The 14809-nt window shown below is 69.9% G+C and carries 12 protein-coding genes; 3 read left to right on the top strand and 9 right to left on the bottom strand.

The window, feature by feature from the left end; all coding sequences use genetic code 11:
• Position 1: 1 nt before the first annotated feature.
• Positions 2 to 1249 (bottom strand): ABC transporter substrate-binding protein, encoded by a 1248-nt coding sequence (locus tag ACF1AJ_RS10145; RefSeq protein WP_231374333.1) that lies wholly within the window; start codon positions 1247 to 1249, stop codon positions 2 to 4.
• A 174-nt stretch (positions 1250 to 1423) separates the two neighbouring features.
• Positions 1424 to 2806, bottom strand: coding sequence for an alpha-L-fucosidase (locus tag ACF1AJ_RS10140; protein ID WP_391507201.1), 1383 nt, complete (start codon positions 2804 to 2806; stop codon positions 1424 to 1426).
• A 130-nt stretch (positions 2807 to 2936) separates the two neighbouring features.
• On the opposite strand from ACF1AJ_RS10140, the gene ACF1AJ_RS10135 reads away from it, so the two are divergent.
• Together ACF1AJ_RS10135 and ACF1AJ_RS10130 are read left to right on the top strand one after the other, a co-directional pair.
• The gene (locus ACF1AJ_RS10135; protein ID WP_391507464.1) at positions 2937 to 4295 is read left to right on the top strand and encodes an alpha-L-fucosidase; all 1359 of its coding nucleotides are present in this window, start codon (positions 2937 to 2939) and stop codon (positions 4293 to 4295) included.
• A gap of 3 nt (positions 4296 to 4298) precedes the next feature.
• Positions 4299 to 5132: an amidohydrolase family protein gene (locus tag ACF1AJ_RS10130; RefSeq protein ID WP_391507200.1), complete on the top strand. Its 834-nt coding sequence runs from the start codon at positions 4299 to 4301 to the stop codon at positions 5130 to 5132.
• Positions 5133 to 5632: 500 nt separating this feature from the next.
• Here the strand turns inward: ACF1AJ_RS10130 and ACF1AJ_RS10125 are convergent, their stop codons facing one another.
• From ACF1AJ_RS10125 to ACF1AJ_RS10115, 3 genes are read right to left on the bottom strand one after another with little or no spacing between them, the layout of a single operon-like run.
• On the bottom strand, positions 5633 to 6895 hold the full coding sequence (locus tag ACF1AJ_RS10125) for an alpha-hydroxy-acid oxidizing protein (protein WP_391507199.1): 1263 nt from the start codon (positions 6893 to 6895) through the stop codon (positions 5633 to 5635).
• Between the two features lie 4 nt (positions 6896 to 6899).
• A complete protein-coding gene (locus tag ACF1AJ_RS10120) occupies positions 6900 to 7646 on the bottom strand; it encodes an SDR family NAD(P)-dependent oxidoreductase (protein ID WP_391507198.1) in 747 nt (248 codons plus the stop codon).
• Between the two features lie 38 nt (positions 7647 to 7684).
• Positions 7685 to 8536: a fumarylacetoacetate hydrolase family protein gene (locus ACF1AJ_RS10115; RefSeq protein WP_391507197.1), complete on the bottom strand. Its 852-nt coding sequence runs from the start codon at positions 8534 to 8536 to the stop codon at positions 7685 to 7687.
• Between the two features lie 85 nt (positions 8537 to 8621).
• On the opposite strand from ACF1AJ_RS10115, the gene ACF1AJ_RS10110 reads away from it, so the two are divergent.
• On the top strand, positions 8622 to 8954 hold the full coding sequence (locus ACF1AJ_RS10110; RefSeq protein WP_391507196.1) for an L-rhamnose mutarotase: 333 nt from the start codon (positions 8622 to 8624) through the stop codon (positions 8952 to 8954).
• A gap of 12 nt (positions 8955 to 8966) precedes the next feature.
• On the opposite strand, the gene ACF1AJ_RS10105 is transcribed toward ACF1AJ_RS10110, so the two are convergent.
• The 4 genes from ACF1AJ_RS10105 to ACF1AJ_RS10090 form a co-directional block, all read right to left on the bottom strand.
• Positions 8967 to 9890 carry an acetylxylan esterase gene (locus ACF1AJ_RS10105; RefSeq protein ID WP_391507195.1) on the bottom strand — a complete coding sequence of 308 codons (924 nt, stop codon included), beginning with the start codon at positions 9888 to 9890 and terminating at the stop codon, positions 8967 to 8969.
• A 56-nt stretch (positions 9891 to 9946) separates the two neighbouring features.
• The gene (locus ACF1AJ_RS10100; RefSeq protein WP_391507194.1) at positions 9947 to 11524 is read right to left on the bottom strand and encodes a X2-like carbohydrate binding domain-containing protein; all 1578 of its coding nucleotides are present in this window, start codon (positions 11522 to 11524) and stop codon (positions 9947 to 9949) included.
• On the bottom strand, positions 11407 to 12516 hold the full coding sequence (locus tag ACF1AJ_RS10095) for a glycoside hydrolase family 27 protein (protein ID WP_391507193.1): 1110 nt from the start codon (positions 12514 to 12516) through the stop codon (positions 11407 to 11409). Before ACF1AJ_RS10095 ends, ACF1AJ_RS10100 begins: the two co-directional genes overlap by 118 nt.
• Positions 12517 to 12610: 94 nt before the next feature.
• Entirely contained in the window at positions 12611 to 14809 is a 2199-nt protein-coding gene (locus ACF1AJ_RS10090; protein WP_391507192.1) for an alpha-galactosidase, read from the bottom strand.

Here is a 14809-nt window from a genome sequence, read left to right as displayed (position 1 = left end):
GCTACTGCCCGACCGACTTCTGGATCGTGCTCAGCACGTCCTTGGCCGTCTTGTCACCCCGGTACCCCTCGACGCCGTACTGGGTGAACAGGGTCTCCACCTGGTTCCAGGTGGGGGTGGTGATCTGCGCCGTCGCGTTCTTCAGCAGAGCCTGCACCGCGGCGTACGCCTCCGGCGACTTGCCCTCGGCCCAGGCCGACTGGGCGTCGGCTCGGGAGGGCACGATGCCGCGCTTCTCCGCCTGACCCTTCAGGACGCTGGTGTCGGTCATCGCGACGATCGCCTTGAAGGCCGCGTCCGGGTTCTTGCAGTTCTTCGCGATGCCGAAGCCGGAGCCGGCCGTCATGCCGTGCGCCTCACCAGAGGTGCTCGGAACGATCGTCACGCCCATCGTGAACTTGGCGGCGTCAGCGAAGGTGCCGTACATCCACGGGCCCTCGATCAGCATGTCGACGGCGCCGCTGGTGAACGCCGACTGCGAGACGTCGGAGCCGTCCGCGGCCTCTGGCGCCTTCGCGATGCCCTCCTTGCCGACCAGGTCGAAGTAGGACTGCACCTGGTCCACCAGCTTGGAGTTGGTGAGGTCGAGCTTGGAGTCCTTCACGGCCTCCGCGCCGTCGGCGATGGCCCAGGCGTTCGGGATGAAGAAGCCGGGGGAGATCGCGAGCGCCTTGTGGTCGCCCGTCGTCAGCTTCTTCGCGTCGGCCAGGAACTGCTCCCGCGTGTAGGTGGTGCTCGGGAGCTGCAGGCCCGCCTTCGCGAAGTTGTCCGCGTTGTAGTAGAGGACGATCGGCTCGGCGTCGTAGGGGATCGCGCGGATCGTGCCGTCCACGGTCATGCCCTTGAGCATCGACTCGTCGAACTTCGAGGTGTCGAGCTTGTTCTTCTTGATCAGGTCGTTCAGCGGCATGAGCAGTCCCGAGAGCTCCTGCGCCCGCGCGGCCTGGGTGGTGAGCAGGCAGGGCGGGTTGGAGCCGCTGAGGCGGGTCTTGACCTTGGTCCAGTAGTCGTTGAAGCTCGGGCCTTCGATCGTGACGTCGAGGTCGGGGTCGACCTTCTTGCCGAGATCGATGAAGCCTTCCCACTGGTCGCGGTCGCTCTGACTGCTGACCCAGGTGTACATGCTGATCGGGCCGCCCTTGGCGTCGCCCCCGCTGCCGCCGGCGCAGCCGGCCAGTGCGGTGAGTGCTCCGGTCAGCAGGACGGCGGTGCCGATCCTGGCCGCCCTGCGCTTGCTTCGTGGTGTCACGTGCTGTGCCTCCTCCATTGGATTCATCCAGGTGATCGCCTTGCGTTGGTGGTGCCTGTCGTACTGTCTTCGCGAGGATCGTCCGGGGCGTCCTCGCCCCGTCGGGTGGTTCACAATCCTATAGGGTCTACGATATAGGCCTCATGCGGAGCTTAGATCGGACCCGGTCGGCGGTCAAGAGGTCGGCCCGGTCCACGCGAAATCGATCGCGATGACATCGACGACCGCGCCCGATGCTGCCGGCGCGGGGATGTGCAGCTCGCCCAGCGGGTCGACCCCGGGCGCCGGCTGCTCGTGCACCTCCAGGTTCACGTCGTACGGAAGCTCCTCGCCCGTGGCCAGCAGGCGAACCCCCGTGACCCGGCCGACGGGGATGCCGCGCACGACGACCTCCTCGATCGGACGCATCACCAGGTGCAGGTACAGGGTCCCCGGCCGGGCGGTGGACGGACCGTAGAAGTCGACGCCGATGGTGGGGGAGACGTCCACGACGCTCTCGGCGTGCACGTCCATCCACTCGCCGATCTCCTCCAGGGTGCGCACCTGCGACTCGTTGAGGCTGCCGTCGCCCTTCGGCCCGATGTTGAGCAGGAGGTTGCCGCCGCGCGACGCCACCTCGATCAGTGTCGTGATCAGCGAGGTGGTGCTCTTGCTCTTGGTGTCGCCCGGGCGCCACGCCCACATCTGGCCGATGGTCATGCACAGCTCCCACGGCCCGTCGGGCGCCGTGACGGGGAAGCCCTGCTCGGGCGTCTTGTAGTCGCCCTGGCCGAGCAGCCGGTCGTTGATGACGACGTCCGGCTGCAGGGACTTGATCAGAGCGCGCAGGCCCGAGCTGTCCCACTCCTGCTCCGACCGCTCCCACTCCCCGTCGAACCAGAGCAGGTCGATGGTGCCGTAACGGGTGAGCAGCTCGGTGAGCTGGCCGCGCAGGTACTCCTGGTAGCGCTGCCACTGCTCGGGCGTCGCGCGGCGGTGCCGGTCGTCGGCGACCGGTGTTCCGGCATTGGCCGGGTCGCCGGCGGCCGGCCAGTGCTCGAGAGCGTACGGCCGGTCCTCCATGCGGGAGGCGGGGTAATCCGGGTGGTTCCAGTCCGGGAGGCTGTAGTAGATCCCGACCCGGATGCCCTCCGCGCGGATCGCCTCGACGAACTCGCGCGTGATGTCGCGCCCGAAGGGGGAGTGCTCGATGCCGAAGTCGGACTGCTCGGTGTGGAACATGGCGTAGCCCGCGTGGTGGCGGGCAGTGAAGACGACGTAGCGGGCGCCTGCGCGCTTCGCGAGACGGGCCAGCGCGACCGCATCCCACTCGACCGGGTTGAAGGTCGCGGCGCTCGACTTGTACTCGTCGACGGTGACGGTGTCCTCGACGCCGCCGGAACCGGGGATGATGGAACGACCGACCAGCGGCCAGGAGATCTCGATCCCCTGCTGACTGGCGTGGTCCCAGTGCACGAACAGGCCGAAGCCGGCGCCGATGAACCACTCGCCTCCGGGCAGGCGGAAGTCGGTGGGCCGGACGAACGAGGCGGGGGGTGCGTCGAGCGCGGTGGTCACGGGAACTCTCCTTCGAGTGGGGGTCGCATCGTTGAACACGGATGCTATTGCCTATAGGATATGGATTCCGGACGCATCCCACAATCGCTCCGGCACATCCATTCGACGACGAAGGAGACCACCCGTGGCCATGTTCACAGACGATCCCGTCCGCCCGGAGAACTACCGCCGGTTCGAGCGCGAGGTGCCGCAGTGGTTCACCGACGCCAAGCTGGGGATCTTCGTGCACTGGGGGCCGTACTCGGTGCCGGCGTGGGCCGAGCCGATCGGTGAGCTCGGCACGATTGAGAAGGGCTACTGGTTCGCGCACAACCCGTACGCCGAGTGGTACTACAACACCATCCGCATCCCCGGCAGCCCGGCCGCCGAGCACCAGCGCGAGGTCTACGGCGGAGCGCCATACGACGACTTCATCGACCAGTGGGACCCGGTCGACTTCGACCCGGAGGCGTTCATCGCGCTCGTCAAGAGCACCGGCGCCCGCTACTTCGTGCCGACCACCAAGCACCACGACGGCGTGACCCTGTGGGATGCGCCCGGCACCGACGGCCGCAACACCGTCGCCCGCGGACCCCACCGCGACCTCGTCGGCGCCTTCGAGCGCGCCACCCGCGCGGCCGGCCTGCGGTTCGGCGTCTACTACTCCGGCGGCCTCGACTGGCACTACTCCGAGCTGGAGCCGATCACCGACGACGGCCAGGCCTTCCGCCGCCCCGTCGACGCCGGCTACGCCGAGTACGCGTACGAGCATGTGGCCGACCTGATCGACCGGTACCGCCCGGATGTGCTCTGGGGCGACATCGAGTGGCCGGACGCGGGCAAGCCCAGCGGTTCGCACAGCATGGAGCGGCTGTTCGAGAAGTTCTACGCCGCCGCCCCGGACGGCGTCTCGAACGACCGCTGGGGCGAGACGCACTGGGACTTCCGCACCAGCGAGTACCAGAACGGCACCAACGTCGAGGGAACCGGAGCGTGGGAGAACTGCCGCGGGATCGGGTACTCCTTCGGCTACAACACGCTCGAGGACGAACGCCACATGCTGAGCGGGCCGGATGCGGTGAAGACCTTCGTCGACATCGTCTCGCGCGGCGGCAACCTGCTGCTCAACGTGGGCCTGACCGCGCGGGGGACGGTGCCCGACCTGCAGCGCCGGGCGCTGGAGCACCTGGCCGCGTGGAACGCGGTGAACGGGGATGCCGTGTTCGGCTCGCAGGTGTTGGACGCATCCATCGCCCGTCCTTCGGACGAGCCGTGGGTGCGCTGGACGCGCGGCGGCGAGGGTGCCGGGTCCGACGCCGTCGCGAACGCGTTCGTCGACGCGACCGGCGCCGTGCGCCTCGAGGGCCTGTCGGCCGCGGTGGATGCGGGCAGCGCCCGCCTCGCGGACGGCACGCCGGTCGCCGCGACGCGGGACGGCGACGCGATCGCCTTGACCCTCCCGGAGCCGGCGGTCGCCGGGCCTTCCCTCGTCCGGTTCGACCTGGTCTAAGCCATGGCGATCGACGCGCACCTGCACCTGTGGGACCTCGAGCACGGGACCTACTCGTGGCTGTCCGACGCGGTCGCCCCGATCAACCGCACGTTCACGCTAGCCGAGGCGGAACCGCAGCTGCGGGAGGCCGGGGTGGACGGGGTCGTGCTCGTCCAGGCGGCCGGCACGATCGAGGACTCCGCGGCGATGTTCGCCGTCGCTGCCGAGTCGCCGCTGGTCGTCGGCGTGGTTGCGTGGGTCGACCTGCTCGACCCCGACCGGGTCGGAGAGCAGTTGAACCGGTGGGCTGGGGCGGGGCCGCTTGTCGGCATCCGGCACCTCATCCACGACGAACCCGACCCGGACTGGCTGGCGCAGGAGCCCGTGCGCCGGTCGCTCGGTGTGCTCGCCTCCCGCGGGCTGGCATTCGATGTGATCGGGGTGCTGCCCCGGCACCTGGAGCACGCGGTCGCGCTCGCCGACGAACTGCCGGAGTTGCGGCTCGTCATCGACCACCTCGGAACGCCGCCGGTCGGCGCCGAACCGGGGGAGTGGGGGACGCTGATGGACGCGTTGGCCCGCCGTGCGAACATCTTCGCGAAGCTGTCGGGCCTGACGACCCTCGGGCCGGCCCGGCGCGCGTCGGCCGCCGACCTGCGTCCGTACGTCGATCGTGCGCTCGCCGCATTCGGCCCGTCGCGCCTCCTCTACGGCGGCGACTGGCCGGTCTCCACCCTCGCGACGCCCTACGCCGAGACCATGGCGACCACGCGCGCCCTCCTCGAGCCGCTGACCCCCACCGAGCGCGACGAGGTGCTGTCGGGCACGGCCCGCCGCGCCTACCGCCTCCCCTGACCCCCGCGACATTCGTGCCGAATGTGCGGTATGCGGCGCGCAAAGCGCACATTCGGCACGAATGTGCGCGCCCTCACGGCGTTCGTCCCGACTCCGCGGCGTGAGATTTGCGCCAAATCGCGGTCCTGCGCGTCATGTCCCCGCGCGATTTGCGCCAAATCGCGGTTTTGGGCGCCGCATTCCCGCGATGTGGCGCAAATCGCGGGGTGGTCCGCCGTCGTCTCCGAGTGCGCACCTCTCGCTGCTCCTCGCGAGATTCGTGCCGAATGTGCGGTATGCGGCGCGCTAAGCGCACATTCGGCACGAATCTGGGCGGGCCCTACGGCGTTCGTCCCGACTCCGCGGCGTGAGATTTGCGCCAAATCGCGGTGCTGCGCGTCACGTCCCGGCGCGATTTGCGCCAGATCGCGGTTTTGGGCGCCGCATTCCCGCGATTTGGCGCAAATCTCACCTGCGGGCGGGGCTGCATTCCCGCGATTTGGCGCAAATCGTGCGGGTGGTTAGGCGTCGTCGGGGACGGGATGGCGGTCGGGGCGGAGGGGGTGCAGGCGCGTGAGTGGGGTGACGTGCTGGGGGCCGAGCTCCGCCAGCGAGGTGACCTGGAGGAGTTTCATGGTGCGGATGAGTTGGTCGGTGAGGATCTGAATGGTCCGGTCGACGCCCGCACGCCCGCCGGCCATGAGGCCGTACAAATACGCCCGTCCGATGAGGGTGAACTTGGCGCCGAGGGCGTAGGCGGCGATGATGTCGGCGCCGTTCATGATGCCGGTGTCGATCGCGACCTCGGTGTGCCGGCCCACCTCCCGGGCGACAGAAGGCAACAGGTGGAAGGGGATGGGGGCGCGGTCGAGTTGCCGTCCGCCATGGTTGGAGAGCACGATCCCATCCACCCCGTGATCGACCAGGATCTTCGCGTCCTCCAGGGTCTGCACGCCCTTGATGACGAGTTTCCCGGGCCACATGTCGCGGATGATCTTCAGGTCGTCGTAGTTGATCGACGGATCCATCGCGGCGTTCAACAGATCCCCGACGGTGCCACCGGTGGAGGACAGGGACGCGAACTCCAGTTTCGGGGTGGTCAGGAAGTCATACCACCACCACGGTCGGGGGATCGCGTTCAGAATCGTGCCCACGGTCAGCTGCGGCGGGATCGAGAACCCGTTGCGCTTATCCCGCAACCGGGCCCCCGCGATCGGGGTGTCCACCGTGAAGAACAACGTGTCGAACCCCGCAGCCGCCGCCCGCTCCACCAGGCCGTAGGAGATGTCGCGTTGCCGCATCACATACAACTGGAACCAGTTCCGCCCGTGCGGGTTCGCCGCCTTCACGCCCTCAATCGACGTCGTCCCCAACGTGGACAGGGTGAACGGGATCCCCGCCGCCCCCGCAGCACCCGCCCCGGCGGTCTCCCCCTCGGTCTGCATCAACCTCGTGAACCCGGTCGGCGCGATCCCGAACGGCAACGCCGACGACCCACCCCAAATCTGGCACGACGTATCCACCGTGGAGACGTCCCGCAGGATCGACGGATGGAACTCCACATCCTGAAACGCCTGCCTGGCCCGCGCCAACGACAGCTCCCCCTCAGCGGCACCCTCCGTGTAGTCGAACGCGGCCTTCGGGGTGCGACGGCGCGCGATCCGCGCCAGATCCTCGATCGTCAACGCCGACTCCAACCGGCGCTTCTTCAGATTCAGCTCCGGCCGCTTGAACCGCATCAACTCCAGCAACTCCACCGGACGCGGCAACTGGCGATCAACCATCGGGCTACCTCCGCGGCCGCAGTGAGTACATCCCGCCGTCGACCGGCAGGATGACGCCGTTGCTCGACCCGGACGTGGGCGAAGCGAGGTACGCGACCGCCTCCGCGACCTCCTGCGGCTGCACCAGGCGTCCGCTCGGCTGGCGCGCTACGAGCGCCGCGCGCTCGGCGTCCGGGTCGGCGGCGGAGTCGAGCAGGCGGCCGACCCAGGGGGTGTCGGCGGTGCCGGGGGCGACGGCGTTGACGCGGATGCCCAACGGCAGGCAGTCGGCGGCGATCGCGAGGGTCATGGCCGAGATGGCGCCCTTGGATGCGGAGTACAGGACCCGCTGCGGCAGTCCGGCCCAGGCGGCGATGGAGCTGGTGAGCACGACGGCAGGCGACGGCGACTCCTTGAGGTGCGGCATCGCGTGCCGGATGGTCCGGGCCGAGCCGATCACGTTGACGTTGAGCACGCGCATCCACTCGTCGTCGTCGTTCGCCTCGATGTCGCCCTGCGCGCCGATCCCGGCGTTCGCGATGACGATGTCGAGTCGTCCGGCTGCATCGACGACCGCCGCGATGGCCTCCCGCACGCTGGCGTCGTCGCCGATGTCGCAGCGGATGCCGGTGTGCGGGGCGCTCACGGCGTCCGGGTCGAGGTCGAGCGCGAACACGCGCGCTCCCTGGGCGGCCAGCTCGTCGGCGATCGCGCGGCCGAGCCCGGACGCACCGCCGGTGACGGCGGCCACCAGGCCATCGAAGTGCGACATCCTTGTCTCCTTGTGTTCAGGGTGGGTGGTGGATGCGGTCAGAGCGCCGGCCGCACGGTCGAACGCTGAGCGCCCAAGCCGTCGACCTCGACCTCGACCTCGTCGCCGGCGGCGAGGTACGGGAAGCGGCCGGACAGTCCGACGCCCTCCGGGGTGCCCGTGTTGATCAGGTCGCCCGGTTCGAGCACGGTGAACCGGCTGAGCCGGTAGACGATCTCGGCGACGCCGAAGATGAGGTCGCTGGTGTTCGAGTCCTGGCGCGGTTCGCCGTTGACCCGTGAACGGATGCCGAGCCCGCTGCCGTCGCCGACCTCGGCTGCGGGGACCAGCCACGGTCCGAGCGGATTGAAGGTCTCGAAGCTCTTGCCCTTGCTCCACTGGCCGAGGGAGCGCTGCAGCTGGTACTCGCGCTCGGAGACGTCGTTGGCGACCGCGAAGCCGGCGATGTGGTCGAGCGCCTGCTCGGCGGAGTCGAGGTAGCGGGCGCGCTTGCCGATGACGACGGCGAGCTCGACCTCCCAGTCGGTGGTCGTGGATCCGGGCGGAAGGAGGATGTCGTCGTTCGGCCCGACGACGGTGTTGGGGTGCTTGTAGAAGACGACGATGTCGGTGGGCGGCTCGGATCCGGACTCGCGGGCGTGCGCCGCGTAGTTCATCCCGATGCAGACGACCGCTTGCGGGCGGGCGATGGGGGCGCCGATGCGGAGTCCGGCCGGGTCGAGCTCGGGGAGGTCGCCGGCAGCTGCGGCAGCCTCAGCGCGCGCGAGGCCGTCGTCGGAGAGGAAGGCGCCGTCGATGTCGGCGGTGAGGGGGCGCAGGTCCCACGTGGTGGTTCCGTCAGTGACGACGGGGATCTCCGCTCCCGGCTCGCCGAGTCGCATGAATCGCATCGAGGGTCCTTTCGCTCGCCTTCCGGCATCGAGACTATTACTATTTCCTATAGGAATTCAAACCACAGACGCAGAGGAGCCCGGGATGCGCGTCGCGCTTCACTCCATCATCCGCGACGGCCATGAGGCCGCCTACGACGCCGCGCACTCCGCCATCCCGGACGACCTGGTCGCGTCGTTCGAACGCGTCGGCATCCACGACTGGCAGATCTGGCGCAGCGGGCGCGACCTGTTCCACCTGGTCGACTGCGACGACTTCGCCGCGGCGATGCGGGCGCTGGACGACGACCCCGCCAACCAACGGTGGCAGGAGTCGATCAACCGCCATGTCGACCACTTCGCCACGTCGGGCCCCGGCGCCGAGGGGATGGTGCTGCCGCAGGTCTGGAGCCTCGCGGCGCAGCGCGACGGCGCCTGAGACGGTCCGCCGTCAGACACCCGCGAGCCCCAGATGCTCGCGAAGCACAGCGAGCGCCCCGCGCCGGTCGGCCGTCGCCCCCGCCTCGTGCCCGGCGCCCGGCCACTCCCGCAGCGTCACCGGGGCGGCGTAGGCCTCCGCCGCAGCGCGGGCGGTCTCCGGCGGACAGATGTCGTCCTCGAGCCCGTCGCTGATCCATCCCGGCGCCGACGCGTGCCGGGCGGAGGTGACCCCGTCGACGTACGCCAGCGTGCGCGCCACCGCGTCGGAGCGGTCCGGATGCTCGCTCAGGTACGCGCGCAGCTCCAGCCAGGGCCCGTTTCGGGCCAGCCGGATGCCCTGCGGTGCGTCCGTGAGAAAGGGCGCCTGCGCCAGCACGGCGGAGAGCTCGGGCCGGAGGGCTCCGACGCCCAGGGCGATCCCGCCGCCCTGGCTGTTCCCGATCGCCGCAATCCGGTCGCCGTCCACCTCGTCCAGCGAGCGCAGCGCGTCCACGGCGCGAGCCGCATCCACGAACACCCCGCGGTAATAGAAGCGGTGCGGATCCTCGATCCCGTCGAGCAGGTGCCCGGTGCTGCCGCCGCCCTGGCCGTGGGTGTTCATGACCAGCTGGGCGAAGCCCGCGACCGGCCACGTGAGGTCGTCGATCGGGTCGAGCCGTCCGGCGCCGTAGCCGTTGAAGTGCACGACGCCCGGGAGCCGGCCCTCGCGGTGCCGCGGCAACCGGAGCCATCCGCTCACCCGTCGACCGTCCGCGCCTGCGAACGAGATGTCGAACACGTCGATCGCGGTGAGGCCCGTGTCCACCGGCTCCAACTGGACGGCGAGCGGATGCCGCGCGGCGTCGTCGAGAGCGCTCGCCCAGTAGGCGTCGTAGTCGTCGGGGGTGGGGAGCGGGGCGGTCCCCAGGAGGGCGTCGGAGTCGGAGCCGGACATGCGGAGGGCCTTTCGGAGGGGGTGGGCCGGGAGGTGCTCCCGGCCCACCCGACGGATCAGCGGACGGAGTAGCGGAGGGCGTCGGCGCGCATCACCGCACCCGACTCCTTCACCGCCATGATGGTGTGCTTCCCGTTGCGGAGGCCCGACACGCTGAACACCTTCTGCTGGGTGCGGCGGGTGTCGCTGTGGGTGTCGACCTGCTTCACCAGCTTGCCGTCCAGGTAGACGTCGACGATGCCCTGGTCGGGACCCGTCGGCGCGAGCCAGTCGACTCCGGTGCCGGTGAACGTGTACGACACCGAAGCGCCGGTCGCCGTCGTGGCGTGGACGTCATCGAGGTAGTCGCCCCGGAAGGCCACGTTGAGGGTCGTCGCCCCGACGGGCAGCGCCGCGAGGTACGACGGCTGCAGCGCGACGGTCGACCCGGAGACCGTGTAGTCGGACCCCTTCTTCAGCGCCGTGCCGTTGGCGGTGATCCCGGTGAACTCGTCCGGGTCGCGCAGCACCGAGAAGGTCGCCGGGGCCGGCGCCTTCGTGTCGAACGACACGCTGGACGGGTCGATCAGGCTCGGCTGGATCACGTCGAGCCGGTCGAGCAGCATGAACTGCCCCGACTTCATGACGACCCGGAGCGTGTGCTTCCCGTCGGTGAGGTCGTTCGTCGTGAACACCGTCTGCTGCGCCGTGTGGGAGGCGCTCGGGATGTTGGCGCTGATCGTCTTCACGAACTGCCCGTCGATGTACACGTCCGCTTCGCCCTCCGAGGAGTCCAGCTCCGTGAGGTACGAGATTCCGGTACCGGTGAAGGTGTACGAGAACGAGTCGCTGCCGGGATGCTCCGCGTAGTGCACGTCGTCCTGGTGGTCGCCGAAGTTGCGCCCGTTGCTGTATCCCCACTGACCGGAGTACGCGATGCCCGGGTCGGTGTCGTTGATGCTCGTGGTGCGGGTCGGCCCGGTCGACGTCGGCGGCGCCGGCGTGCCGGTGTCGGTGACGTTCACGGTCAGCGGCTGCGAGGTCGCGGCGACTTCGGCACCGCCGTTGCGCGTCCAGGTGCCTCCGTACGAGAAGCCCTGGGCGTCGTCGTTGACCGTGACCGTCGCGCCCTTGTCCGGCGTGACCTTGAGCAGCCGGACGCCGTGGATCGGCACATCCGAGGCCGTGAACGAGCCGTCCGCGCGACCGATGTTCTTGCGTGCCCACAGGTCGCGGACCGTCGCCGACCCGGTCAGCCCGATGTCGGACCACTTCGCCGTGATGTCGGACTCCGCCCGGCCCAGGTTGAACAACGCGACCGTGTAGCTGCCGTCCTTGTTCAGTGCGTACCAGACCTGCTGCTTGGTGGTCGTCGAGACCGGACGTGCCGGCACGCCCATCTGGTCGACGCCGACGACCTCCGGGTTGGTGAGCAGATCCACGCCCAGCTGGTCGAGCTTCGTCAGGTCGTTGCCGGTGTACATCGGTGCGGCGGAGACCGCCCAGAGCGTGGTGGCGGTGCGGCGCTCGTCCGGCGTCAGGCCGTCCATCTTCCCGTTGCCGACGTCAAGGGAGTCGAAGTCGTTCCAGCCGCCCGGTCCGGCGTGACGCCACCAGTCCGCGGCGCGGGGAAGAGCCGTGCAATGTTGTCCCACTGGGTGAGCGCCTCGTTGCCGCAGTAGCACTCGACGTCCCACTCCACTCGCCAGCCGTTCGCGTACTGCTTCCAGTAGTCGGCGTAGTTGATGTCGAGCGCCCAGGACAGCTCGAACCAGATGCTGTGCTTCTTGAGGGCCTTCGACCAGGCGGCGACGTCGTCGCGCGCGTCCACCGAGCCGTCGCTGATGCCGGAGCCGGGGGTGACGCTGTCGAACTTGACGAAGTTCACGCCCCACGCGGCGAGCTGGTCCGCGATGGAGTCGACGTACTTCTGCGAGCACGGGTTCGAGAAGTCGATGGCGTAGCCGATCTTCCAGTAGTCCGCCTGCGTCAGCGGCTGCTTCGCGATGTCGTGCGTGGTGCATCCGGGTGCGCCGGCGATCGGGTAGGCCTTGTTGTAGACGTCGGGTCCGATGCCCGGGATGAGGTAGACGCCGAACTTCTGGCCGTTGGCATGCACGTGGTCGATGACCTTCTTCAACCCCTGCGGGTAGAGCGTCGCGCTCGGAGTGGGGCGCCCGTTGGCATCGACGCCATCGCTCCAGCCGGCGTCGACGTTGATGTGGTCGTAGCCGGCCTTCTGCAGCTTGGCGTGCATGGCGTCCGACTGGGCGATGAGCTGGTCGGCGGTGATCCACTTCCCGTTGCCCGAGTAGACCTGCATGCTGTAGCTGCTCCACCCCATGTAGGGCGTGACGGCCCACGGGTCCACGGCCGGGGCCGCGGGCGGGATGGGCGTCGGCACCGCGGCCGGCTTCGACTCGCCCTTCGGAGTCGCGCTGGGCGCCGCTGTCGGCGTGCCCGTCGCGGTCGGCGACGCGGTGGGCGTCGGTGTCCCGGTCGGGGTCGCGGATGGTGTGGATGTGGCCGTCGGTTCGGGCGTCGGCGTTGCGCCGGCAGGGACGGCGGCGGCGGCCACGATCCCCAGGGCCGCGACCGTCACGACCAGAGCCCGCAGGCTCCGTCGTGCACGCGTCGTGCGTGTCATGCGTTCTTCCTCTCTGAAGAGCCCCGGGCGCGTCGGTGCGCGAGGGGTGTTCGGTGCGGTGGGCCGTCTCGGGCTCCGACCGGCGTCCGGTGGCTCAGGCCAGCCGGACGAGGTCGAAGAGCATCGCCTGTTGCGGATTGAGGGTGGGCAGGGGGACACCGGCGACGCCGAGCACCGAGCCGGGGAGGTCGACCCCGCTCGGCTCGAGGGCAGCGGTGATCCAGGACGGATCGGCGCCCTGGTGCCGGCTGGCCGGACCGAACTCGTCGCGGACGCGCACGGTGTACCGGGCATCGGGGTCGAGCCCGGGGAACCGGACCCGGCCGGACTGCCCGGGGGCTGAGGTCACGAGCCGCGCCCAGGTGAAGACGGCACGCGAGCCGTCTTGGGCGACGATTCCCGTGAGTGCGGTCGCGTCGTCCGCCAGATCGGCGTTGACGATCCGGCCGGAGTGGATCAGCCCCCGGAGTTCGCGGTAGACGTCCGCCCAGCGGGCGATCCGCTCCAGCTCGTCGTCGTCGGCCTCCTGGAGGTCCCATTCGATTCCCGCGTGGGCGGTGAGGGCGACGATCAGCCGGAACGACAGGTCCGTCCGGCGGGAGGTGGTGTGCGACCGCTCGGCACCGAGGTGCGAGCCGATGAGCTCCGGCGGGAGGAGCATGCGCGTCCAGCGCTCGATCTGCAGGCGCTCGACCGGGTCGTTGCAGTCGGAGGCCCAGACGCGATCGGTCCGTTCCAGGATGCCGAGGTCGACCCGGCCGCCGCCGCCCGAGCAGGTCTCGATCTCCAAGTGCGGGTGGCGGGCCCGGAGGGTGTCGAGCATCCGGTAGAGCGCGAGCGTCTGCTCGTGGACGGCCGGCCGGTCCACGCCGAGGGAACCGCTGACGGCTTCGGACAGATCGCGGTTGTGGTCCCACTTGATGTAGTCGACGGCGTACTCCTCGACGATCGCGCTGATCTGCTCGAGCACGTGGGAGTACGCGTCGGGGCGGGTCAGATCGAGCACGTACTGCGCGCGGGAAGTCGCGCCGAGCCCCTGACGCGGGCCGAGCACCCAGTCGGGGTGCTCCCGGGCGAGGTCGGAGTCGAGGTTGACCATCTCGGGCTCGAACCAGATCCCGAACTGCATCCCGTGCGACCGGACCAGGTCGACGAGCGGCCCGAGGCCGTCCGGCCACACGGTGCGGTCGACGAACCAGTCACCGAGACCGGCGTCGGCGGCGCGGCGCCCGTGGAACCAGCCGTCGTCGAGGACGACGCGCTCGACCCCGACCCGGGCCGCGCGCTCCACCAGAGAGGTCAGGTGGGCGAGGTCGTGGTCGAAGTAGACGGCCTCCCACGAGTTGAGGGTGAGCGGACGCGGGGACCGTGGATGCGACGGCCGCGCGCGCAGCCGTCGGTGAAGGCGGTCGGCCAGCCCGTCCAAGCCGTTCGCCGACCACACGAAGAGAGCGGTGGGGGCGGTGTACCTGTCGCCGTCGGCGAGCACGATCTCGCCGGGCCGCAGCCCCTCCCCGACACCCAGGACCGACGAGAACGCCCCGGCGCCCTCCGTCAGCCGCTCGACGACGTACTCGCCGTCGCCACTCCATGCGAGATGCGCAGCCCAGGCCTCACCGCGGCCGAAGCCGAGATCCTCCGTGCCGGCGACGACCAGGAACGGGGCATCGTGGCCGGGCTTGCCGCGGCGCGCACGGCGCACGTGGCTCCCGTAGAAGAGGGGACCCCGCTGCGGAGCACGCTCGCGGCACCACTTGCCGGTGAAGTCGAGGATGTCGACCGCGCGCTCCGGGACGGGCAGCATCACGCGCAGGGCGTCGAGGGTGTACGGGATGCCCGCATCGCCGAGGGCGCCCTCCCGGACCAGGGTCGTGTCCACCGAGAGCACGCCGAAGCGGTCGAGTGACAGGGTCATCGTCGTCCGCAGGGCGGTGATCTCGTCGACCAGCTCGATCTCGATCCTTCCGCCCTGGTCGCCGTCGATGCGGTGCCGGACGGCCTCCGTCCGTGGCCGCGGGGTCGTAGCGGTGCCGGAGGCGTGGCCCTCTTGCGCCGGCGTCCCCGCCCATCCCTCGAACTCGGTCGGCCACAGGCTGAAGGTGCGTGGCACATCGGGTGAATTGTTGAGCAGCGCCGGTCCGGCGGTCGTCCGCAGCGTCTCGGCGGCGGCCTCGTCGATGGGCCCGAGATCCGCGCCCCAATGCAGCACGCGAGGCACTAGACCCGCCGTATCGATGACGAGTGAGGTGCCTGCGGCTCGCAGGCTCAGAACGGCGCCGTAGCCGTCGAGCAT

It is taken from the genome of Leifsonia sp. NPDC014704, assembly GCF_043083605.1.
In the GTDB taxonomy this organism is placed as follows: Bacteria; Actinomycetota; Actinomycetes; order Actinomycetales; family Microbacteriaceae; genus Leifsonia.
Note: the sequence above shows the minus strand (reverse complement) of the source record. Positions and strands in the feature narration are given on the sequence as shown.